The 22,460-nt window shown below is 71.8% G+C and carries 17 protein-coding genes and 1 pseudogene; 7 read left to right on the top strand and 11 right to left on the bottom strand.

Annotation, left to right across the window (positions count from 1 at the left end):
• Positions 1-22 precede the first annotated feature (22 nt).
• The 7 genes from BG452_RS02600 to BG452_RS02570 form a co-directional block, all read right to left on the bottom strand.
• On the bottom strand, positions 23-2,431 hold the full coding sequence (locus BG452_RS02600) for a Dyp-type peroxidase (RefSeq protein WP_188302475.1): 2,409 nt from the start codon (positions 2,429-2,431) through the stop codon (positions 23-25).
• A 32-nt stretch (positions 2,432-2,463) separates the two neighbouring features.
• Positions 2,464-4,377 (bottom strand): glyoxal oxidase, encoded by a 1,914-nt coding sequence (locus tag BG452_RS02595; RefSeq protein WP_188302474.1) that lies wholly within the window; start codon positions 4,375-4,377, stop codon positions 2,464-2,466.
• Between the two features lie 271 nt (positions 4,378-4,648).
• On the bottom strand, positions 4,649-5,878 hold the full coding sequence (locus BG452_RS02590; RefSeq protein WP_188302473.1) for an acyltransferase family protein: 1,230 nt from the start codon (positions 5,876-5,878) through the stop codon (positions 4,649-4,651).
• Between the two features lie 42 nt (positions 5,879-5,920).
• Complete coding sequence (locus tag BG452_RS02585) at positions 5,921-7,045, bottom strand: alpha/beta hydrolase (protein WP_188302472.1); 1,125 nt, start codon at positions 7,043-7,045, stop codon at positions 5,921-5,923.
• Positions 7,046-7,237: 192 nt separating this feature from the next.
• The gene (locus BG452_RS02580; RefSeq protein WP_188302471.1) at positions 7,238-7,912 is read right to left on the bottom strand and encodes a response regulator; all 675 of its coding nucleotides are present in this window, start codon (positions 7,910-7,912) and stop codon (positions 7,238-7,240) included.
• Positions 7,909-9,213 (bottom strand): sensor histidine kinase, encoded by a 1,305-nt coding sequence (locus BG452_RS02575; RefSeq protein ID WP_188302470.1) that lies wholly within the window; start codon positions 9,211-9,213, stop codon positions 7,909-7,911. The genes BG452_RS02580 and BG452_RS02575 overlap by 4 nt, the downstream gene beginning before the upstream one ends.
• Before the next feature lie 116 nt (positions 9,214-9,329).
• Positions 9,330-10,004 carry a TetR/AcrR family transcriptional regulator gene (locus BG452_RS02570; RefSeq protein WP_188302469.1) on the bottom strand — a complete coding sequence of 225 codons (675 nt, stop codon included), beginning with the start codon at positions 10,002-10,004 and terminating at the stop codon, positions 9,330-9,332.
• A gap of 216 nt (positions 10,005-10,220) precedes the next feature.
• On the opposite strand from BG452_RS02570, the gene BG452_RS02565 reads away from it, so the two are divergent.
• Complete coding sequence (locus tag BG452_RS02565; RefSeq protein WP_188302468.1) at positions 10,221-11,825, top strand: MFS transporter; 1,605 nt, start codon at positions 10,221-10,223, stop codon at positions 11,823-11,825.
• Between the two features lie 56 nt (positions 11,826-11,881).
• Here the strand turns inward: BG452_RS02565 and BG452_RS02560 are convergent, their stop codons facing one another.
• Together BG452_RS02560 and aceE are read right to left on the bottom strand one after the other, a co-directional pair.
• Entirely contained in the window at positions 11,882-12,031 is a 150-nt protein-coding gene (locus tag BG452_RS02560; protein ID WP_188302467.1) for a hypothetical protein, read from the bottom strand.
• A gap of 105 nt (positions 12,032-12,136) precedes the next feature.
• Complete coding sequence (aceE, locus tag BG452_RS02555) at positions 12,137-14,887, bottom strand: pyruvate dehydrogenase (acetyl-transferring), homodimeric type (RefSeq protein ID WP_188302466.1); 2,751 nt, start codon at positions 14,885-14,887, stop codon at positions 12,137-12,139.
• Between the two features lie 519 nt (positions 14,888-15,406).
• Between aceE and BG452_RS02550 the strand changes: the two genes are divergently transcribed.
• From BG452_RS02550 to BG452_RS02530, 5 genes are all read left to right on the top strand, one after another.
• A complete protein-coding gene (locus BG452_RS02550; protein ID WP_188302465.1) occupies positions 15,407-15,847 on the top strand; it encodes a DUF3052 domain-containing protein in 441 nt (146 codons plus the stop codon).
• A 308-nt stretch (positions 15,848-16,155) separates the two neighbouring features.
• Positions 16,156-16,614, top strand: a complete 459-nt coding sequence (locus tag BG452_RS02545) for a peroxiredoxin (RefSeq protein ID WP_188302482.1) — start codon at positions 16,156-16,158, stop codon at positions 16,612-16,614.
• Positions 16,615-16,821: 207 nt separating this feature from the next.
• The gene (locus BG452_RS02540) at positions 16,822-17,397 is read left to right on the top strand and encodes a TerD family protein (protein WP_188302464.1); all 576 of its coding nucleotides are present in this window, start codon (positions 16,822-16,824) and stop codon (positions 17,395-17,397) included.
• A gap of 206 nt (positions 17,398-17,603) precedes the next feature.
• Entirely contained in the window at positions 17,604-18,182 is a 579-nt protein-coding gene (locus tag BG452_RS02535) for a TerD family protein (protein WP_188302463.1), read from the top strand.
• Positions 18,183-18,357: 175 nt separating this feature from the next.
• Positions 18,358-19,452, top strand: a complete 1,095-nt coding sequence (locus tag BG452_RS02530) for a DUF475 domain-containing protein (RefSeq protein ID WP_188302462.1) — start codon at positions 18,358-18,360, stop codon at positions 19,450-19,452.
• A 114-nt stretch (positions 19,453-19,566) separates the two neighbouring features.
• On the opposite strand, the gene BG452_RS02525 is transcribed toward BG452_RS02530, so the two are convergent.
• The gene (locus BG452_RS02525; protein WP_188302461.1) at positions 19,567-20,745 is read right to left on the bottom strand and encodes a DUF2637 domain-containing protein; all 1,179 of its coding nucleotides are present in this window, start codon (positions 20,743-20,745) and stop codon (positions 19,567-19,569) included.
• A 396-nt stretch (positions 20,746-21,141) separates the two neighbouring features.
• Here BG452_RS02525 and BG452_RS02520 point away from each other — a divergent pair, with 396 nt between their 5' ends.
• On the top strand, positions 21,142-21,897 hold the full coding sequence (locus BG452_RS02520; RefSeq protein WP_188302460.1) for a Tellurium resistance: 756 nt from the start codon (positions 21,142-21,144) through the stop codon (positions 21,895-21,897).
• A 136-nt stretch (positions 21,898-22,033) separates the two neighbouring features.
• Here the strand turns inward: BG452_RS02520 and BG452_RS02515 are convergent.
• Positions 22,034-22,460: pseudogene (locus BG452_RS02515) on the bottom strand (hypothetical protein); the annotation flags it as partial.

The following is a 22,460-nucleotide window of genomic DNA, read 5'->3' as shown; positions in this document are numbered from 1 at the left end:
GGCGGGGCGGCCGGGGCCGGGCTCAGCCCAGCGAGGCCCAGTTGTCGCAGGTGCGGTCGCCGTCGACCAGCCGGTCCGGGTGGCCGCTGCCGTCGGCGATCGAGATCCGGCGGTAGCTCTGGCCGCAGAACACCCAGAACTCGTTGTTCCCGCCGACCCGTTGGCGGTCCGGCACGGGCAGGAAGCAGTCCACCCGGCTCAGGCCGTTCAGCGAACCCCACTGGGAGAGCTCACGGTCGGTGCGTTCGCGGACGTCGGTGTGGGCGGAGCCGTCGGCGACCGAGATCAGCCGGTACTGCTGGCGGCCGCTGGAGGTGTGGAAGCACCAGTACCAGCTCTTGCCGCCGACCCGCTGCTGGTCCGGCACCGGCAGCCAGCAGTCGACCTGGCCGACGCCGCTGAGCGAGCCCCAGGAGGTGAGGTCGCGGTCGGAGCGCTCCAGGGCGGTGGTGTACCGGCCGCCGCCGCAGGTGATCGAGACCAGCCGGTACTGCTGGCGGCCGCCGGTGCTGTGGAACACCCAGTACCAGCTCTTGCCGCCCGGGTCCTGCTGGTCCGGTACGGGCAGGACGCAGTCGACCCGGCCGACGCCCTGGAGGCAGGTCCAGCCGGTCAGCCAGGTGTCGTCCTCGACCTTGCGGTCGGTGTGGGCGGAGCCGTCGGCGACCGAGATCAGCCGGCAGCGGTCGCCGTGGAAGGCCCAGTACTGGCTCTGGCCGCCCTTGCGGTACTGGTCCGGGACGCCGACGAACTCGTCGCACGGGTAGGCCTTCACCGGCTGCGGCTTGGGCTGGCCGCCCGGCCGGCCGTCGGTCTGGCTTCCCGGCTGGCTTCCGGTCTGGCCTCCCGGCTGGGTGCCGGTCTGGCCACTCGGCTGCCCGGCGACCGGGGTGAGCCGGCCCTCGCAGAGCCCGCGCAGGATGCTCAGCGAGGGCATGAAGGCGTACACCGAGCCGGTGGTCCGGACGAACTGCTGGAAGCTCAGCGGGGTGTGGTTGATCAGGCCGTCCGGCCCCCGGTGCTCGAAGTCGACGTCCGGGGCCTCCTGGGTGACCGGGTCCTTGCCGGGGACGGGCCGGGGGTTGGCGTGCCCGGGCGGGGTGGCTCCGCCGCTGTCCCGGTTCGGCGGGAAGTTCGGCTGGTCCATCCAGTCGGCCTGGATGAACTCGAACTGCCGCTGGAGGTCCGCCTGGTAGCAGATGAACAGCAGGCCGCGCGGGTCGTCTGGGCCGCCGGGGCCCTCGGAGGCCGGGTCGAACGGGGCCCCGTACGGGGTGCCGCGGCGCATGATCCGCCGGCCGTTGAGGTCCTTGGCGTCGAACGGGGGCTTGTCCGGGGCCTCCTGGAGACCGGCGCGCGGCTCGGTCTTGCGCAGGTGTGACCAGAGCGGGGTGATCAAGCCCTCCGGGTCGTCCCGGAAGTCGAAGTCGTTGTCGCCGGCGGCGCTGGGGTTGTTCGGGACGTCCCGGTCCTGGTGCTTGCAGACCGGGGCACCGGAGCGCCAGCGGCCGACCATCCGGGCGGCCAGCCACTCGGTGGTGGCGCTGTCCGGCACGGCCTTGGCCCGCTTGAGCTCTGCGAGCTTCACCGCGACCTGCGACCACCAGCCGGGGACGTCCTGGGCGAGCCGGCGGATCACCTGGAAGGAGCCGTTGCGCGCCCACTCGGGGTACTGGCCCGGGGGCCCGCTGAACGTGTCGTTGGGCAGGCCGCAGACGAACTCGCCGGCCGGGACGAGCCGGGTGCCCGGATGGCCGTCCACCTCGTCCGGCTTGTTCGGGTCGGGCCGGTCGAAGTCCCGGATGCCGGGCTCGCTGATGCCGTCCTTGAAGCCGAAGTGCTCCTTGCCGCGCCGACTGCCCAGCAGGGTCTGGGCGTTCTGCTGGTAGACGATCAGCACCCGGCACTCGGCGGCGGCGATCCGCTGCGCCTCGACCGCCGACTGGAGGTCCCGCTCGGTGTCCGCGGAGATCTTCAGCACGGCGTGCACCGGCTGGTTCCTCCCGTTGCCGAACAGCCAGTTCTCCGGCGAGTTGTCGCCGGTGTCACCGAGCGCGCCGGCCCGCTGGGCCGAGCCGTCCTTGAAGGCCTCCAGGCCGCTGCCGACGGGCGGGGCGGTCGGGAACGGGTCGCTCCCGGCGAGCATCCGCAGGCCCTCGTAGGTGAAGCTGAGGCCCAGCCAGGTGGCGGTCAGCGACTTGGGGTCGTCGCCGCCGGAGGCCTGCCTGGCCTCGCTGAACTTCTCGTTGAAGGCGGCGACCTCGCGGGTGGTGGAGATCTGCGGGGTCAGCCTGCGGAGCCAGTCGCGGGCCCGCGCGGCGTCCTCGAACTTGAGGAACAGGACGCTGACGTTGTCCTTCTTGAAGCCGGCGAGGATGTCGCCCTGGATCTCCTCGCTGTCGCGCAGGATCGGATCCGCTGCCGTTGTCATGGGGGGTGTTCCTTTCGGGACGGGTGGGGGGATCAGGCGGAGGGGCTGAGCTGGATCCACTGCGCGACGCTGGGCACGCCCTTGTCGCTGAGCAGGAAGAGCAGGTACCAGCCGGGCGGGGCGGCCTTGGCGTCCGGCGGGGCCTGGAACTCCAGCCGGTTGCCGGCCCGGCTGGTCATCCGCAGGTCGACGTACCGCTGGCTGGTGTTGACCGAGTGGGTGGAGGTGGTCGGCGCCAGCAGGACGGCCCTGGCGGCGAGGCCCGGGGTGGTGCTGGTGACGGTGAACCGCTTGTCGTAGCCGACCGGCGCGGTGGGCGCGTTGGCGAGCGCGGGCCGGTCCCCCTGGTGCAGGTACGGCGGCTCGTAGATCTCGATGGTGCCGTTCATGGTGGTCGGGCCGGAGGTGCCCGGGATGCCGCTGACCGTGCCGTTGATGTCCGTGTTGTTGGCCATCTGCTGGAGCTCGTCGCCGGTCACCATGATCCGGCCGTCCGGCAGCACCACCGCGTTGGAGTGGTAGCCGCGCGGCAGCCGCTGGACCGGGCCGAGCTGCCAGTTGCCCTGGTCGTCGCGCAGTTCGATCTGCCGGTACTTGAGGTCGGCGTTGGGGTTGTACGGGCCGTTGCCGTAGTCGCGGATGTCGTAGGCGCCGTTGACCGTCATCAGCCGGCCGTTGGGCAGCAGCAGGGTGTCGTCCTGGGTGCGGCCGAAGGCGCGGGACTTCTCGGCGGTCCAACTGCCGTTGGAGAAGCGCAGGGTGCCCGGGTTGTCCCGGTCACCGCCGAGGACCAGCGCGGAGTCCGGGCCGTTGGCGCCGCCGGGCAGCATCACGGCGGAGCCGTAGTTGCGCTTGCGGCCGTCGGGGCGGGCGGTGAGGTCGGTGCGGGTCTCGGCGACCGGGTCGAACCTCCACTGCTCGTCGGCCGCGCGGCCGAAGCCGTAGACGTTGCCGTCGTTGAGCGAGAACAGGTGCGGGTAGTCGAAGCTGAACGGCGCGTCCGCCTTGAAGCGCTCGACCGGGGTGTCCTTGGGGGTGTCGGTCTTCTTCACCGGCACCGGGAAGGCCTTGGCGGGGAAGCGCTCGACCACCGGGGTCGGGGTGCCGTAGCCCAGTTCGGACTGACCGGACATGATCAGCTGCCGGCCGTCGGCGCCGGTCACCACCGAGGGGTACCAGCGGCCCACCGACATGTCGGGGTTGCGGGTCCAGGTCTCCGTCCAGGGGTCGAAGACCAGGGAGAGCTTGGCGCCGGTGCCGCCGTTGCCGCCCAGGTTGCCGCCGAAGACGCCGAGCATGCCGTTGGGCAGGAAGGAGTGGCCGGAGCAGAAGAACGGCACCGGGCGGGGTTCGTCCAGGCCGTCCGGCATGTCCGAGACCGGCGGGTTGACCTGCTTGAACGCCTCCTTGCCGGTGCCCTTGCCGGGATCCCAGAGGAAGGCCCGGCCGGCGTTCTCCTTGCCGGTGGTCTGGGTGGGGGCGGGCTCCTTCTCCGGGTTGGTCTCGATCCGCTCGAAGGAGAACAGCAGCACCTTGCCGGTGGGCAGCAGGGCGACGTGGTCGCCGAAGTCGGGGGAGGGGAAGTACTCCTTGAACGCGCCCCAGGTCTCCGGTGCGAACGCCTTGTTGCGGTCGGCCTGGGAGGCCGTCAGGGCGTTGTACCGGTTGGTCCGGGTGGTCTGCGGGTAGTCGCCGACGCCGCGGACGGCCGCGCGCATCCGGGCGTGCTCCTCGGCGTGCTCCCGGCCGAGGGCGGCGACCTCGTCCTGGCGCAGTTCCTCGGCGACCCGGCGGGAGTCGACGTGCGGGGCGAGGTCGTCCCCGCCGTGGGCGAGCGCCGGGGTGGCGGCGCCCAGCAGGGTGCCGGCGGTGACGGCGAGGACCACGGCGGCGGCGGGCAGTCGGCGGCCGGCCCGGGGCCGCGGGCGTGGTGGGGACGGGGGCATGGGTCTCCTAGGGCGGGAGGCGTTCGGCGGAGGGCGGGCGAATGCGGACGGACGGGCCGTGGGCGGGCGGTCCAGCGATGGTCGCCGACCGTCACACGACATCACAGTGCGTGTTGCTTCGCATGCGGATTGGCCTCTTGGAGCGGTCCGGTACGGCGGGTGCGCGTGGAACGGCCGAACCCGCACGCGGGCCGAAGCCGGGCGCGGAACGACCGAAGGGGCGCGGACCGGTCGGTCCACGCCCCTTCGGTGCTGTGATCGCCGGGGTGGGTCACACCACCCCCAGCGCGTACGCGGCGAACAGCGCCGCCGCCGCGCCGGCCAGCGCCTTGCCCACCCGGGAGAAGGACGTCCAGGGCCCGTCGAAGCGCCGGGTGAACCACCCGATCGTCACCAGGGCGGCGCCGAACAGCGGAAGCAGGGCCAGCCGGGCGGCCACCCAGCCGAGCGAGTCCGGGGCGGTGGTCAGCCCGGGGACGGCGCCGAGGCCGGCCGCGCCGGGCACCGCCACCGCGAGCATCGCGCTCTGGTGCCAGCAGAAGATCGTCATCGCCGACAGGTTGACCACCACCACCGGCAGCCACAGCAGCGGACGGCGGCTCAGCAGCCGGCCCAGCCGCTCCCGCAGCAGCACCGCGGCGCCGCACTGCACCGCCGCCAGGGCGAGCACCAGCAGGGACGGCGGGTGCGAGTTGGTCCGCTCGACGCCCGGCACCCCGACCATGCTGGCCGGGTAGTGGAACGCCACCAGCAGGACGGCGAACAGCGCCCCGCCGCCGAACAGCAGCACCCGGGCCGCCGACCGGCCGAGCCGGCCCTGCGCCCACAGCACGCCCAGCTGGTAGCCGAACATCCAGCCCGGCAGCAGGTTCAGCAGGCCGAGCCAGGACGGCACCGCGTCGGCCCACGGCCCGTACCGCAGCAGGTCGACCAGCGCGACCGAGGCCACCAGCAGGCCCGCCGACCAGCCGCCGAGCCGCCGCCCGAAGGCCACGCAGAGCGGGGTCAGCGCGGTCAGCGCCAGGTACACCCCGATGTACCAGAGCGGCTGCACCACCAGCGTCGCCCCGGTGCGCAGGGTGTCCGCGGGCACGCCGAGCCGGGGCAGCAGCGGGATCAGCAGCGCCCACACCGCCGTCACCCCGAGCACCGGGCGCAGCAGCCGCACCGTCCGGGTCCGCAGCCAACTCCCGTACGACAGGCCCTTCTCCCGGGCCCGGTCCAGCGAGCGGACCGAGGAGTGGCCGCCGACCAGGAAGAACACCCCGAGCATCTGCAACACCCAGCTGGCCGGGGCGAGGGACCCGAGGGAGGAGAGCGGGCTGGCGTTGTGCAGGGCGCCGTCGGGGGTGAGGGTGAGGCCGCCGAGCATCCAGTGGCCGATCGGGACGGACAGCAGGGCGAGGGCGCGCAGCCCGTCCAGGGCGCGGTCGCGGCTCTCGGGGGTCTTCGCGTCGACCTTCTCGGCGGCGCGGCGCAGGGTGGTGAGCGGGTGGGCCATGGCGGTGCTCCTTCCGGTGCGGGGTACGGGGTGCGGGGCGGGTCAGCCGCGGCCGAGCGCGATGGCGGCGTAGGCGGCGAGCGAGGCGGTGCCGGGGGTGAAGTAGCCGGTGTGGCCGTGGGATCCGGTGGCGGGCAGCGGACGGGCGCCGAAGCCGGGGTCGGTCGGGTCGGCGCCGTGGCCGAGGCCGAGGAAGCGCACGTTGGGCACGTCGCCGATCCAGTCCGAGTCGTTGCGGGCGGTGGCCCAGAGCGGGACGCCCGGGTCGAGGTCGGCGGCCGAGTCGACGCCCATGCCGGGCGAGCCGAGCACCACCAGGCCGGAGGCCCGGGCCGGGGTGGGGCGGGCCAGGCCGCAGACCACCGAGCCGTAGCTGTGGCAGAACACGGTGGCCGGGGCCTCGGGGCGGGTGCTGACGGCGAGTCCGTCGAGCAGCCGGTCGAGGCGGGTGGCGCCGGCCCGGGCGAGGTCCTCGGTGGCGGCGTCGACGCCGAGGCCGAGCGGGGTGGTGTAGCCGGCCCAGGCGATCACGGCGGTCCGTCCGTCGGTGGCCTGCCGGAGGGCGCGGGCCATGCCGGCGGGGGTGCCGTACGGCTCGGTGGCGCGGTCGAAGGTGAGCAGGTCGATGTCCGAGCCGGGGACGATCACGGCGGTGTGGGGGGCGGTGGTGAGGTCGCCGAACACCTCGGCGACCTGGCCGCGGCCGCGCGGGTCGAAGGCGAGGATCTGCCGGCCGCCGTCCAGCAGGGTGCGGTAGCGCTCGGCGCGGGTGCGGGCGGCCTGGTGGTCCTGCGGGGTGAGTGCCGGGTCGGTGGTCCGGGCGAGTTCCCGGTCGTGTTCGGCGGTGAGGGCCAGGGTGTTGGCGCGGTACCGGAGTCCGACCGGGGCGCCGTCCAGGTTGCCGACCACCAGGGGGTGCCGGACGGCCAAGGCGTCCTGCTGGGCCGGTGTCAGGTCGGCGAAGAAGGCGGCGACCTGGGCGGGCGTGCTGGTGGCCGGGTCGGGCAGCCGGAGGCCGAGCGCGGTGTCGGCGGTCCAGCCGGCGCTGCCGGGCGGCGGGCCGGTGACGGCGCTCTGGGTGTCGGCGGTCCAGCCGCCCGCGCCGAGCACCGCCGCCAGGGCCACCGCGGCGGCGGCGATCGCCCGCTTGGTCCGGAACCTGCGCATGTCCCTGTTCTCCCTCGTCCGTTCGGCCGCCGGGCCGGTTCGGTCATCGAGCCGGTTCGGTCATCGAGCCGGCCCGGCCATCGAGCCGGTTCGGCTTTCGACGAGGAGGAAGGTAGGAATGCGACGGCCCCGCGGACGTCACTCCGCGGGGCCAAGTACCGGGTGCTACCCAGGTATCAGAAACGGGCGAGACTACTGACCTGGTGCCACCAGGCCGGACTCGTAGGCCAGCACCACCGCCTGGGCGCGGTCGCGCAGGTCGAGCTTGGCGAGGATGCGCCCGATGTGGGTCTTGACGGTCTGTTCGGCGAGCACCAGCCGGGCGGCGATCTCCTGGTTGGACAGGCCGCGGGCGATCAGCTCCAGCACCTCGGTCTCGCGCGGGGTCAGGCCGTTGAGCCGCAGCTTGGGGTCGCGGCGCTTGGCGGGCCGGTTGCGGGCGAAGTCGGCGATCAGCCGCCGGGTGACGGAGGGGGCGAGCAGCGCCTCGCCGGCCGCGACCACCCGGACAGCGGCGATGAGGTCGGCCGGCGGGGCGTCCTTGAGCAGGAAGCCGCTGGCCCCGGCGCGCAGCGCCTCGTACACGTAGTCGTCGACGTCGAAGGTGGTGAGCATCAGCACCTTGGGCCGGTGGGCGCCGGGGACGGCCGGGTCGAGCAGTCGCCGGGCGGCCTCCAGGCCGTCCATGACGGGCATCCGGACGTCCATCAGGACCAGGTCGGGGTGGGTGCGGCCGGTGACCTCCAGGGCCTGGGCGCCGTCCGCCGCGTCCCCCACCACGTCGATGTCGCTCTGGGCGTTGAGCAGGGCGGCGAATCCGGCCCGCACCATGGCCTGGTCGTCGACGATGATCACGCGGATGGTCATGCGGGTGTCTCCTGGGGTGGGTCGAGCGGGAGGACGGCGGCCACCTTGAAGCCGCCGTCGGGCAGCGGGCCGGTGTCCAGCCTGCCATCGACCAGCCGGACGCGTTCGCGCATTCCGACCAGGCCCTGTCCGGTGCCCTCGGCCGAGGCCTCCAGCGACTCGGTGCGCTGCGGCGGGGGCGCGTTGACCACGGTGAGCCGCAGTTCGGGGCCGTCCGCCGACAGCGACACCCAGGTCCGGGCGCCGGGGGCGTGCCGGACCACGTTGGCCAGCGCCTCCTGGACGATCCGGTAGGCGGAGAGGCTGACGGCCTGCGGCACCCGGTCGGCCAGCCCCTCGTCCACGGTCAGTTCGGCGGGCACCCCGGCCCGCCCCACCGTCTCGACCAGCTGGGCGAGTTGGGCCACACCCGGCTGGGGGGCCTTCTCCCCGGCGGTGTCCTCGCTGCGCAGCACCCCGAGCAGCCGGCGCATCTCGGACAGTGACTCGCGCGCGGTGCCGGCGATCGCGGTGAACTCCTCGGCGGCGTCGGCCGGGACGTCCTCGATCCGGTACGGCGCGCTGGCGGCCTGTACCGCGATCACCGACATGTGGTGGGCCACCACGTCGTGCAACTCCCGGGCGATCCGGGCGCGCTCCTCCAGCAGGGTGCGCCGCTCGCGTTCGACCTCGCTGATCTGTTCCTGCTCGGTGAGCAGCCGTCGGGCGAGGGCGCGGTCCCGGACGGCCCAGCCGAGCAGCAGGACGGCGCCGCTGAGCGCGATCAGCAGCACGGTGGTGCCGTCGCCGGACCGGGGCAGCCCGATGGTGGTGGTGAGCACGGTGAGCAGGACGGTGGCGATCCAGACCGAGATCAGGGTGGCCAGGCTCTCCCGCAGGGCGAGGGCGAGCAGCAGGAAGACGTACGCGATGACCATCGGTGCCGTCCACGGCCAGCTGCCCGTCACCTGGGTGTGGCGGGCGGTGATGGCCGCGGTGGTGACCAGGGCGGCGGCGCTGATCCACCAGGCGGCCAGGGGGCGGGTGATCGCGAGGAACAGCGGCGTGGTCTGCGCGATGGTGAGCGCGGCGGCCACCGGCAGCACCATGTCGTAGAAGTGGTTCAGGCAGACGATTCCGGTGGGGATCAGCGAGGCCTGGAGGATCAGCGCGATGACGTACGGCACCCGGCGCACCCATCGTCGGCGGGAGTCCCCGAGCAGTGGGGCCCCGTCGTCGCTCGGGGTGGTCAGGTGGTGCCGCAGGGTGCGTAGTTGGCGTAGGGCGAACTCGCGGGCGTCGGCGGTGGTGGGCGTCTTCATCGTGGGCCAGCCTAGGAGGACGGGCCCACGACGGGCGTCGGACTGGAGCGCGAACTTCCGGGGGCTACTCCGGTACCGGGTGATACCTGGGTATGACGGGGCGCCGCGGGAGGGTGCTACGGCCGCCAGTGGCCGGCCAGCGCGGGGCCGAGCTGGTCGAAGTGGCGCTCGATCACCGTGACCATGCCCTCGGGGCCGGCCGGTTCCTGTTCGGCGGTCCAGGACAGGTGGGCGGAGCGCAGCAGGCTGCCGAAGACGGCGGCGAGCACGACCGGGCGCAGGTCCCGGGCCGGGTCGATCCCTTCGCGTTCGGCGAGCACCTGGCCCACCAGCCGCTCCTGTTCGGTGACCCGGCGCAGGTGGGCGGCGAGCAGCGGCGGGGTCTCCTCGATGATCCGCAGCAGTTCGAGGGCGCTGCTGATCGAGCCGGGGCCGGAGGTCCGGGCGTTCCCGAGGTCGCGCCAGGCCTTGACGATCGAGGCGCGCAGGGCCTGGAGCGGGGTCTCCTCGGCGGGGCGGTGGCGCAGGCACTCGATGAAGTAGTCCTCGGCGTCGGCCATCACGGCGAGGGCGACCTCGTCCTTGTTGGCGAAGTAGCGGAAGAAGGTGCGCTGGGAGACGTCGACGGCGGAGGCGATCTCGTCGACGGTGGTCTTGGCGAAGCCCTGGCTGAGGAAGAGCACGTGGGCGGCCTGGACCAGGGCGTCCCGGGTCTGCTGCTTCTTGCGCTCCCGCAGGCCGGGTGCCCGGTCGGCGTCCGCAGGGGCGGGGTGGGGGGTGCGAGCGGCCATGGCGGGGCCTTCCGGGCGCTGGTGGGGCGGGTGGGAGCACAACCTTAGCGGCGTGACAAATGTCAGTGCAGGTCAGAAGTCATTGTTTGCCGATTGTCAGTGACTGACATAATCTGCCCGGAGTGGCGCTCGTCGGCCGGGCACTCGTGGGGACGGGTGGGCCGTCGCGGCGCCACCGTCACGTTCCGATCTCTGTCACGCCCCCGGAGGGCCCAGATGAGTCAGTCCGTCGTCAAGAACTCCGAGGCGGACGCACCGCCACCGCCGCCCCCGACGCCCGGGGGAGGGCTCAAGGGACACCCCTGGCTGACCCTGCTGACCGTCGCGGTCGGCGTGATGATGGTCGCCCTGGACGGCACGATCGTCGCCATCGCCAACCCGGTGATCCAGGAGAAGCTGAAGGCCGCGCCCTCCGAGATCCAGTGGGTCACCAGCGGCTACCTGCTGGCGCTCGCGGTCTTCCTGATCACCGCCGGCAAGATCGGCGACCGCTTCGGCCACAAGAGCACCTTCCTGGTCGGCGCGGTCGGCTTCGCCGCCACCTCGGCCGCGATCGGCTTCGCCGGCAACATCCAGACCGTGATCGCCTTCCGCGTCCTCCAGGGCCTGTTCGGCGCGCTGCTCCAGCCGGCCGCGCTCGGCCTGCTGCGCGGGGCCTTCCCGGCCGAGAAGCTCAACATGGCGATCGGCATCTGGGGCGGGGTGATCGGCGCCTCCACCGCGGCCGGCCCGATCGTCGGCGGCCTGCTGGTCGAGCACGTCAGCTGGGAGTCGGTGTTCTTCATCAACATCCCGGTCGGCCTGATCGCGGTGGCCCTCGGCCTGTGGATCCTCAAGGACGTGCGGGCCGAGAACTCCGCCAAGTCCTTCGACGTGCCGGGCATCGCGCTGCTCTCGGCCGGGATGTTCGCGCTGGTCTTCGGCATCATCAAGGCCCCCGAGTGGGGCTGGGGCGACGCCCGGACGCTGCTGTTCCTGGGCGGCGCGGTGCTGCTGATGGTGCTCTTCGCGCTCTGGCAGGGCCGGGCGAAGGAGCCGCTGATCCCGCTCAGCCTGTTCCGTTCGGTGCCGCTGTCGGCCGGCGTGCTGCTGATGGCGCTGATGGCCTTCGCGTTCTTCGGCGCGATCTTCTTCGTGACCTTCTACCTGCAGAACGTGCACGGGATGAAGCCGGTCGACGCCGGCGTCCACCTGCTGCCGATGACCGGGATGATGATCGTCGGCTCGCCGCTGGCGGGCATCGCGATCGGCAAGCTCGGCCCGCGGATCCCGATCATGGCCGGGATGCTGATCACCACCGCCGCGATGTTCGGCATGTCCACCCTGGACACCGGCTCCGGCACCGGCGTGATGTCGCTCTGGTTCGTCCTGATGGGCCTCGGCATCAGCCCGGTCATGGTCGGCGCCACCGAGGTCATCGTCGGCAACGCCCCGCTGGAGCTGTCCGGCGTGGCCGGCGGCCTCCAGCAGGCCGCGATGCAGGTCGGCGGCAGTCTCGGCACCGCGGTGCTGGGCGCCCTGATGGCCGCCAAGGTCGGCGACGTGCTGCCCGGCAACTGGGCCAAGGCCGGCCTGCCGCCGGTCGAGGGCCCGCAGGCCGAGGGCCTCAAGCAGGCCGCCCAGCTGGGCATCGCCCCGCCGGCCCCGCCCGGCACCCCGCAGCAGGCGGTGGACGCGATGGCCGGCGCCGTGCACCAGTCCTTCGTCAGCGGCATGTCGCTGGCCTTCGCGGTGGCCGCCGTGGTGGCCTTCGGCGCCGCCCTGCTGGCCCTGCTGACCCGCCGCGGCGAGACCGACGCGGGCCCGGCCGTGCACATCTGACGGACGCCCGTACCCGACGGCCCCGGACTCCGCTGAGTCCGGGGCCGTCGCGCCGTTCAGGCCCGGACGAGCGCCACCAGCGGGACGGTGCGCTCGGTGGTGCGGAAGCCGGCGAACCGGGGCTGGGCGGCGACCTGGCGGGCCCAGAGCGCGTCGTGCTCGGCCGGGTCGACGGCGGCGGCCCCGGGCGTCCTCCGGTTCGTCATGCCGTCGAGCCTGGGACCTGACACCGGTGTGAGGGTCAACCGGGGGAACGCCGACGGGGCCGGACCTCGGGTGGAGGTCCGGCCCCGTCAGGCGTCAGCGGGTGATCAGGCGTCGCCGCCGGCGGCGCCCGGGTCGGCCGCGGCCACGTCCAGCAGCTGGTAGCGGTCGATCGCGTCCTTCAGCACCGAGCGGTCGACCTTGCCCTGCTTGGCGAGCTCGGTGAGCACCCCCAGCACGACCGACTGGGCGTCGATGTGGAAGAAGCGACGGGCCGCGCCACGGGTGTCGGCGAAGCCGAAGCCGTCGGCGCCCAGCGACTGGTACTGGCCCGGCACCCAGCGGGCGATCTGGTCCGGAACGGCGCGCATCCAGTCGGACACGGCGACGATCGGGCCCTCGGCGCCCTGGAGCTTCTGGGTGACGTACGGCACCCGCTGCTGCTCCTCGGGGTGCAGCAGGTTGAACTCCTCGGCCTCCACCGCGTCGCGGCGCAGCTCGTTCCAGGAGGTCGCGGACCAGACGTCGGCCTTGACGTTCCACTCCTCGGCGAGGATGCGCTGGGCCTCCAGGGCCCACGGCACGGCCACGCCGGAGGCGAGGATCTGGGCCGGGATCTGGCCGGCGGTGGCCGGCGCGTACTTGTGCAGACCCTTGAGGATGCCCTCGACGTCCACGTTCTCGGGCTCGGCCGGCATCTTGATCGGCTCGTTGTAGACGGTCATGTAGTAGAACACGTCCTCGCCGTGCGGGTGTTCGGCACTGGTGCCGTACATCCGCCGCAGACCGTCCTGGACGATGTGCGCGATCTCGAAGCCGTACGCCGGGTCGTACGCGACGACGCCGGGGTTGGTCGAGGCCAGCAGGTGCGAGTGGCCGTCGGCGTGCTGCAGGCCCTCACCGGTCAGGGTGGTGCGGCCGGCGGTGGCGCCGATCACGAAGCCGCGGGCCAGCTGGTCGGCCATCTGCCAGAACTGGTCGCCGGTGCGCTGGAACCCGAACATCGAGTAGAAGACGTACACCGGGATCAGCGGCTCGCCGTGGGTCGCGTAGGACGAACCGGCGGCGATCAGCGAGGCGGTGCAGCCGGCCTCGGAGATGCCGTCGTGCAGCATCTGGCCGGTCGGGGACTCCTTGTAGGCCAGCAGCAGGTCGCGGTCGACCGACTCGTAGGTCTGGCCCAGCGGGTTGTAGATCTTCGCCGACGGGAACAGCGAGTCCATGCCGAAGGTGCGGTACTCGTCGGGCGCGATCGGCACGAAGCGGTTGCCGATGCCCTTGTCCCGCATCAGGTCCTTGAGCACCCGGACGAACGCCATGGTGGTGGCGATGGTCTGGTTGCCGGAGCCCTTCTTGACCGCCTTGTACGCGTCCTCGCCGGGCAGCACCAGCTGGCGCGGGCGCACCTTGCGGGTGGGCACGAAGCCGCCGAGACCCTGGCGGCGGTCGTGCATGTACTGGATCTCCTCCGAGTCGCGGCCCGGGTGGTAGTAGGGCGGGTAGCCCTCGTCCAGCTGCTTGTCGGTGATCGGCAGGTGCAGCCGGTCGCGGAAGCGCTTCAGGTCCTCGACCGTCAGCTTCTTCATCTGGTGGGTGGCGTTGCGGCCCTCGAAGTTGGGGCCCAGCGTCCAGCCCTTGACCGTCTGGGCCAGGATGACCGTCGGCTGGCCCTTGTGCTCGCGGGCCGCCTTGAACGCCGCGTAGATCTTCTTGTGGTCGTGGCCGCCGCGACCCAGGTGCTGGATCTGCTGGTCGGTCATGTTCTCGACCATGGCGCGCAGGCGCAGGTCGCCGCCGAAGAAGTGCTCGCGGATGTAGTCGCCGGTCTCGGTGGCGTAGGTCTGGAACTGGCCGTCCGGCGTGGTGTTCATCTTGTTCACCAGGACGCCGTCGCGGTCCTGCGCGAGCAGCGGGTCCCAGGAGCGGTCCCAGATGAGCTTGATCACGTTCCAGCCGGCGCCCCGGAACTGGGACTCCAGCTCCTGGATGATCTTGCCGTTGCCGCGGACCGGGCCGTCCAGGCGCTGCAGGTTGCAGTTGACCACGAAGGTCAGGTTGTCCAGGCCCTCGCGGGCGGCCAGGGAGAGCTGGCCGAGCGACTCGGGCTCGTCCATCTCGCCGTCGCCGAGGAAGGCGTAGACCTGCGAGTCGGAGGTGTCCTTGATGCCCCGGTGCTCCAGGTACCGGTTCATCCGGGCCTGGTAGATCGCGCCGAGCGGGCCGAGGCCCATCGAGACGGTCGGGAACTCCCAGAAGTCCGGCATCAGCCGCGGGTGCGGGTAGCTGGACAGGCCGTACGGGGCCTTCGACTTCTCCTGGCGGAACGCGTCGAGCTGCTGCTCGGACAGTCGGTCCAGCAGGAAGGCGCGGGCGTAGATGCCGGGGGAGGCGTGGCCCTGGAAGAAGATCTGGTCGCCGGACTCGCCCTCGGCGTCCTTGCCGCGGAAGAAGTAGTTGAAGCCGACGTCGTAGAGCGACGCGGAGGAGGCGAAGGTGGCGATGTGCCCACCGACGCCGATGCCCGGGCGCTGCGCCCGGGAGACCATGACGGCCGCGTTCCAGCGGGTCGCGTTGAGGATCTTGCGCTCGATCTCCTCGTTGCCGGGGAAGAACGGCTCGTCCTTGGTCGCGATGGTGTTGACGTAGTCCGTGCTGCGCATCTCGGGCACGGCGACACGCTTCTCGCGGGCGCGCTCGATCAGTCGCAGCATCAGGTAACGGGCACGCTCACGCCCCCGCTCGTCGATGGCCGCGTCGAGCGACTCCAGCCATTCCGCGGTCTCCTCGGGATCGAAGTCCGGGACCTGACTCGGAAGGCCGCCAATGATGATCGGGTTGCGATCGGATCCGGAAGCCACGCTGTTCCTTCACTGTCGGTCGAAACTAGAGGTGTGTCGCGCCGCCTCCATCGTGCTACCGCGCTCGGAGATCCGTCATCTCTACCGATCGGTAACCGTTCCGCTTGCTGGGCGGGCCGGTCTGGTGGTGCACGGCACGGGCGTCTTCGTCCGCTCCGTACACCCCCGGGTGTTACGAAAAGAGGTGGTCCGACCTGGTGTCCCGTCCGCCCGATGGCGGGCGGCCGGGGTGAGGGCCAACAGGAGACTCTACGCCCGCGTACGCGCGGACCCCGAATGCCGTTCGCATCTCGGGCACGCGTACGGCCTGTGGGCCGGGACCACTCGAAGCATCCTTGTCCCACGCAGAGAAGGGCAAATCGGTGTGATTCGCGACACGTCGAGCGGCGTGTCACCGGTGTGGCACGTCAACCTTTGGGGGGGATCGGGGGTCGGGTACTTGCGCGAACCGCCGCGCCCGTGTGGACTACGGCCACAGCCTCGGCATGGATGCCGGGCCGAATACTGGAGGTTATTCCCGTGAGCGCGACCGCGGACCCCGCGGACAAGTCCAACCCGGCGAGCCGTCTGAACTTCGAGGAAGGTCAGATCGTCCAGGAGCTGGGGTACGACGAAGACACTGACCAGGATCTCCGCGACGGCATCGAGGAGATCACCGGGACGGAACTCGTCGATGAGGACTACGACGACGTCGCAGACGCCGTCCTGCTGTGGCACCGCGACGACGACGGGGACCTCACCGACGCCCTCGTCGACGCCCTGGAGTACCTGGCCGAGGGCGGGCTGATCTGGCTGCTGACGCCCAAGACGGGCCGGGACGGCCACATCGAGGCCTCGGACATCGCCGACGCGGCCAAGACCGCCGGCCTGTCGCAGACCAGCTCGATCGCGGTCGCCAAGGACTGGGCGGCCACCCGCCTGGCCACCAAGTCCACGGCGAAGCAGCCCAAGCAGCGCTGAACGGGCCGTGAGCCCCTCGCCGGGCCCCGTCGGAGGATCTCCTCCGGCGGGGCCCGGCGCTTTCGCGGGTGGGTCCGGGGGTTCTTCCGTGGGGAGCCGGCGGGGTTCCGGTGCCGGTCCGGTGCCGGATCCGGGACCGCCCGCCGCGTTCGCTCAGAGCGGAAGGGCTGGGCCGTCCGGCAGGCCGGGTCATCCGTTCGGCCCAACGCCGGTCAACGGATGCGAGGATGTCGCCTGCCGGGCCGCGCGCCGCCCGGCCCGCTCGCCTCAGAAAGGTCCCGCACATGGCCGTCGAGAAGGTCCCGCACCTGGCCATCGGGGTCGGCACCCCGGCTCCGGACTTCGAGCTGCGCACCCAGCACGGGGAGACGGTCCGGCTGGCCGACTTCCGCGGCCGCAAGCACGTCGTCCTGGTCTTCTACCCGTTCGCCTTCACCGGCGTGTGCACCGGCGAGCTGGGCGCGATCCAGCGCGAGCTGGCCGGGCTGCAGAACGACGACGTCCAGGTGCTCGGCGTCTCCTGCGACTCGCAGTTCTCCCAGCGGGTCCTCGCCGACCGGGAGGGCCTGGAGTTCCCGCTGCTGGCCGACTTCTGGCCGCACGGCGCGGTCACCCGCGCCTACGGCGTCCTGGACGAGGAGAAGGGCTGCCCGCTGCGCGGCACCTTCGTGATCGACCGGGCCGGCACGGTGCGCTGGAGCGTCGTCAACGGCCTCCCGGACGCCCGGGACGAGCAGGAGTACCTGAAGGTCCTGGCCGGCCTCTGAGGCCCCCGGGGCGCTCCCGCGGGCCGTCCCGGGGCTTCCGCGGGGCCCGTCGCGACGCACCGGTCCCGCCCGTTCGGGCGTGCGTACGGGAACCCGGTACTACGCTCGGGCCGTTGGCGGGTGGGGCGTACGTCCGTTTTCGTCGGTCGACGCCGCGAACCGCACCACCGGGGGCACCAGCCGTGCCTCCCGATTCTTGGAGGACACGTGGGAGTCAGCCTCAGCAAGGGCGGCAACGTCTCGCTCACCAAGGAGGCCCCCGGGCTCCAGGCCGTCGTGGTCGGCCTGGGCTGGGACGTCCGGACCACCACCGGCACGGACTTCGACCTGGATGCCAGCGCGCTGCTCTGCAACGACCAGGGCAAGGTCGGTTCGGACGGGAACTTCGTCTTCTTCAACAACCTCAAGAGCCCGGACGGCTCGGTCGAGCACACCGGCGACAACCGGACCGGCGAGGGCGAGGGCGACGACGAGGCGATCAAGGTCAGCCTGGTCGGCGTCCCGGCGGACGTGCAGAAGATCGTCTTCCCGGTGTCGATCTACGACGCCGAGAACCGCGGCCAGAACTTCGGCCAGGTGCGCAACGCCTTCATCCGGGTGGTGAACCAGGAGAACAACGCCGAGCTGGCCCGCTACGACCTCTCCGAGGACGCCTCCACCGAGACCGCGATGGTCTTCGGCGAGCTGTACCGCAGCGGCGCCGAGTGGAAGTTCCGCGCCATCGGCCAGGGTTACGCCTCCGGCCTGCGCGGCATCGCCCAGGACTTCGGCGTCAACGTCTGAGTCCTCCTGCGGCGCAAGGGACTTGTGCCTGACTCCCGGGGCGGCCCCGGACCCTTCGCGGGTCCGCGGCCGCCCCGGCTTCGTCGGGGTCCGCCGCGCTGCGAGGATGTGAGTTCAGGAAGTTCAGCCGGCCGAAGCGGGCCGGCCGGGGCCACGGGGGATACACCTGTATGGCGCCCCGGGAGAAGCAAGGGAGGAAGAACACCATGGTGGTCACGCTCGCCAAGGGCGGGAACGTCTCGCTCACCAAGGCCGCACCGAACCTGACGCAGGTCCAGATCGGCCTCGGCTGGTCCGCCCGTTCGACCACGGGCGCACCGTTCGACCTCGACGCGAGCGCCCTGCTCTGCGGTGGCGGACGGGTGCTCGGCGACGAGTACTTCGTCTTCTACAACAACCTCAAGAGCCCCGAGGGCTCGGTGGAGCACCAGGGTGACAACCTCGTGGGCGGCGACGACGCGGGTGACGACGAGCTGATCCTGGTCAACCTGGAGCTGGTCCCGGCCCAGGCGGACAAGGTGGTCTTCGCGGTCTCGATCTACGAGGCCGAGGCCCGGCTGCAGAACTTCGGACAGGTGCGCAACGCCTACATCCGGGTCGTCAACTCCGTCGACGGCGAGGAGATCGCGCGGTACGACCTGTCCGAGGACGCGTCCAGCGAGACCGCGATGATCTTCGGCGAGCTGTACCGGTACGCGGGCGAGTGGAAGTTCCGCGCGGTGGGCCAGGGTTACGCCTCCGGCCTGCGCGGAATCGCGCTCGACTTCGGCGTCAACGTACAGTGAGGGCGTAAAACGGACTTATCACACCCATTCGACGATCACGATCAACGGTCGAACGATCAAACGATCATGAGAACAGAGGGCAGTGCGGGGGTGACCTGATCGGGCCCGGCCCGGTCAGGCAGCTCGGGACCAGGCCGCCCCGGCACGGCCAGAACCCGAAAGGTAGCCAACTCCCGTGTTCCTCCGCACATTCGGCTGGTCGTTCGCGATCACCGCACTGGGCCTGATCGCGGCCGGACTGCTCTGGGGAGCCCAAGGCTTCGGCATCGTGCTGATCCTCTCCATCCTGGAGATCTCCCTCTCCTTCGACAACGCGGTGGTCAACGCCACGGTGTTGAAGCGGATGAACCCGTACTGGCAGAAGATCTTCCTGACGGTCGGTGTGCTGATCGCCGTCTTCGGGATGCGCCTGGTCTTCCCGTTGCTGGTCGTGGGTCTCACCGCGAAGCTCAGCCCGGCGACGGTGATCGACCTCGCACTGCACTCCGACAAGACCCACGCCGGCCTCACCTACGGCCAGTACCTGGAGGCCGCCAACCCGGCCATCGCGGCCTTCGGCGGCGTCTTCCTGCTCATGATCTTCCTGGACTTCGTGTTCGAGGAGAAGGAGCACAACTGGCTGAGCTGGCTGGAGCGTCCGCTGGAGAAGGTGGGCAAGCTGGACGCCCTCTCCAGCGTCGTCGCCCTGGTCGCGCTGGTGCTGGCCTCGCGCTTCCTCGCGGCGGAGCACGCCGAAACCGTTCTGCTGGCCGGTGTGCTCGGCCTGATCACCTACCTCGTCGTCAACGGCCTCTCCTCGATCTTCGAATCGGGCCTGGAGGAGGAGGCCGAGCGCGAGGAGGAGGCCGAGAAGTCCGGCAAGTCGGTCGTCCAGGTCGCCGGCAAGGCCGCGTTCTTCCTGTTCCTCTACCTGGAGGTGCTCGACGCGTCGTTCTCCTTCGACGGCGTGGTCGGGGCCTTCGCCATCTCCAACGACATCTTCCAGATCACCCTGGGCCTCGGCATCGGCGCGATGTACATCCGCTCGCTGACCGTCTTCCTGGTCCGCAAGGGCACCCTGGACGACTACGTCTACCTGGAGCACGGCGCGCACTACGCGATCGGCGCGCTGTCGGTGATCCTGCTGGTCGGGATCAAGTACCACATCCCGGAGATCGTCACCGGCCTGATCGGCGTCGCCTTCATCGGGCTGGCCCTGGCCTCCTCGATGGTCCGCAACAAGCGCGAGGGCGCGTCGGAGGACAAGGAACTGGTCGGCACCGGCCAGTAGCGCGGTGCCGCTGACGCGAACGGCCGCCCCCGGGGTTCCGGGGGCGGCCGTTCGCGTTGCTCCTGCGGTGCCGGGCCAGTGCCGGGTCGGAGCCGGCCGGGTGCTGCCGGGGGGTCAGCCCAGCTGCTGCTCGATCGCGCGCAGCTTGCGCTCCAGCGAGTCCAGCTTCGGCATCGACAGGGTGTCGTCGTCGGCCGTCAGGTCGATGGTCGAGCTGCGGTAGGACGAGGTCGAGCCGGTGGCCGAGGAGGAGTAGGACGAGGTCGAGCCGGTGGCCGAGGAGGAGTAGGACGAGCCGACGGCGGCGCGGGCGCGTCCGGCGTCCAGGGCGGACCGCTCCTGCAGGCTGGTCGAGGCGGACGAGCCGTACGAAGTCGTCGAGAGGTACGGGTCGTGCGCGGTCGAGGCGGCGTGGTCGCTCTCGGGGGCTAGGGCAGGCTCCGTAGCGCTCGGGCCGTCGCCGGCCGCCGTGAGCGCGGGCACCTGACGCCCGCCGCGGGCCCGGGCGAGCATGCCGCCCTGGCGGGAGATGGCCTTCAGCTCGGCCCGCTCGCGGCGGTCGGCGGAACGGGCGCGCACCTTGGCGTCCATCTTCGCCTGGCGCTCCTCGCGCACCTCCTCGACCGCCTCGTCCAGGCTGCGGACGTTCTCCAGCAGCATCAGCGACCAGGCCGCGTAGGTCTCGCGCGGGGCGCGCAGCCAGCGGACGATGCGGATCTGCGGCAGCGGACGCGGCACCAGGCCCTGCTCGCGCAGCGCGGCCTTGCGGGTCTGCTTCAGCGCCCGGTCGAACAGGATCGCCGCCGAGATCGACATGCCGGAGAAGAACTGCGGGGCGCCGGCGTGGCCCATGCCGCGCGGGGCGTGCACCCAGTTGAACCAGGCCGAGGCGATCGCGAACACCCAGACCAGCAGGCGGGAACCGAGCGCGGCGTCACCGTGGCTGGCCTCGCGGACGGCGAGCACCGAGCAGAACATCGCGGCGCCGTCCAGGCCGAACGGGACGAGGTACTCCCAGCCGTTGGACAGGCCCAGGTTCTCGATGCCGAAGCCCACCAGGCCGTGGAACGACAGCGCGGCGGCCACGCCGGCACAGCAGAACAGCAGGGTGTACGAGGAGATGCCGTAGATCATCTCCTTGCGGCGGCGGCGCTCCTCGCTGCGCTCCCAGGAGTCGCCGGACTCGTCCTTCTTCGAGCTCTTGAATCGCAGCGTCGCCATCAGGACGGAGACGAACAGCAGGGCTGCGCCGCCGATGACGGTCCAGACCAGCTGTATGGAGGTCAGGTTCATTGCGGGTCGGGCCTCGGGTTTCCGCAGGGGACGGGTTTTCACGGTGCGACACGGGTGATCAGGTCCCGCGGGGCGGGAATCGCCTGACGGTTCGTTCGTCGCCGCACGGCGTGCCCGCCGTGCCCGCGCAGGGGCGGACGGGACACCTGTGCGGCTAGACGATATCGCGTCCGAAGGGGCGGCATGTTACGGGAGGGCGGCTTCCACGGGCCAATCGACCCACCGGTTCGCGTCACGGGTGGGCGTCACGGGTGGGCGTGAACGGCCGGGCGGGGTAGGGAAAGGGAAGTCCGGGTATCCGTCGGCCGGGTCGATGCCCGATCATGGACCGGCGGATCGTCAGATGGCCGGACCCGATCGTCGGATCGCCGGGCGGAGGCAGGGGGAGAGGACTGGATGGTCTCGATCTGGGAGTACCTGCGCGGGGACAGGAGCTACACCTTCGACAACCCGGGCGCACAGCACAAGGTCACGCTCACCAAGTCGGCGCCGCAGCACGCGATCACCGGCTCCGCCGCCACCACCGGCTACCTCTACGTCAACCTGCACTGGACCACGCGCTCCGGCGCCTCCCGGCCCAGCACCCGGGACACCGTCAAGCGGTTCTTCAGCCCGCGGATCCTCTCCCCGCTGGAGCCGGACTCGCCGGGGAGCAACGAGCAGGTGAACGTCGACCTCGACCTGGCCTGCATGTACGAACTCTCCGACGGCACCAGGGGCGTGGTGCAGCCGCTCGGTGAACTCTTCGGAGACCTGCGGGAACCGCCGTTCATCAAGCTCAGCGGCGACGACCAGTACGGGGCGCCCTCCGGCGAGACGATGTACGTCAACCTGGAGAAGAAGGACAAGTTCAAGCGGCTGCTGATCTTCGTCTACATCTACGACGGCACCCCGGCCTTCGAACAGACCCACGCGGTGATAACGATCGTGCCGCAGACCGGGCCGCGGATCGAGATCAAGCTGGACGAACGGGCCCGGGCGGCGCGCTCCTGCGCGGTGGTGCTGATCGAGAACAGCGGGGACAACCAGCTGACGGTGCGCCGCGAGGTGCGCTACGTCAACGGGTTCCAGGCGGACATCGACCGGCTGTACGGGTTCGGGATGCAGTGGCAGCGGGGGTACAAGGGGCAGCAGCCGGGGGGCCGGGACTGAGGCCCTTCGGCCGCGGTGCCTGGCGGGCGGGGCAGTGAGGCTCCCCGTCGGCGGTCCGCGGTGCTTCCCCGGGTGGGGCCGTAGTTGCTCTGCCGACGGGGCCGCGTCGTTCGGTGCGGCGGCCCCGCCGGGTGGCTCAGTGGGGCTGGAACTGCGGGCCCTGCGGGGGCAGCGCGAACTCCTCGCCGGCCGCCTCCGGGGGCTGCGGCGGGACGGGCGGCTGCTGGCCGGTGCCGGGCTGCTGGTGCTGCTGCTGCGGGTAGCCGTAGCCGCCGGGGTGCTGCTGGGCGGGGACGGCCTGGGGGTGCTGGGGGTAGCCGTACCCCGTGCCCGGCTGGCCGCCCGGCTGCTGCTGCGGAGGGTACGGCTGGTTGGGCTGGGGGTAGCCGTAGCCGGTCGCGGGCTGCTGCTGCGGGTAGCCGTACCCCGTGCCGGGCTGCTGCTGGGGGTAGCCGTAGCCGCCGGGCTGCTGGGCGCCCGGGTGGTGGGCCGGCGGTGCGGGCGGGGCCGGCGGGACGTTCGGGGGCGCGCTGGGCGGGGCCGCCGGCGGGGGTGTCACGGTC

It is taken from the genome of Streptomyces sp. CBMA123 (assembly GCF_014596465.1).
Taxonomy (GTDB): domain Bacteria; phylum Actinomycetota; class Actinomycetes; order Streptomycetales; family Streptomycetaceae; genus Kitasatospora.
This window is presented reverse-complemented; position numbering and strand designations above follow the sequence as displayed.